Raw genomic sequence first — 214 nt, 5'->3', positions numbered from 1 at the left:
TGAGCATTTCTTATATTTAGCTATATTTCTTAATGATATTCTATAAATAAAGTGTAACACTATTATTTCATATTCCTCGTAACAATATTGTTTTAATTTAGCAACACATTTATCTATTAAAATTCCTTCATCATCATTACATTGTGGGTATTTACTTCCAGAATAAGGTAAAACACCTTTAAAACCAGCAGCTATATTAGGCCAGTCAATATTA

General features: G+C 26.2%; 1 protein-coding gene. It reads right to left on the bottom strand.

The genetic code is table 11. From position 1 onward, the window contains the following. Nucleotides 1-214, bottom strand: a 214-nt coding sequence (locus HMPREF2886_RS32485) for an antiterminator Q family protein (protein WP_256562473.1), incomplete at both ends; no start/stop codon positions are given.

It is taken from the genome of Pseudomonas sp. HMSC066A08 (assembly GCF_001813025.1).
In the GTDB taxonomy this organism is placed as follows: Bacteria; Pseudomonadota; Gammaproteobacteria; order Pseudomonadales; family Pseudomonadaceae; genus Pseudomonas; species Pseudomonas aeruginosa.
Note: the sequence above shows the minus strand (reverse complement) of the source record. Positions and strands in the feature narration are given on the sequence as shown.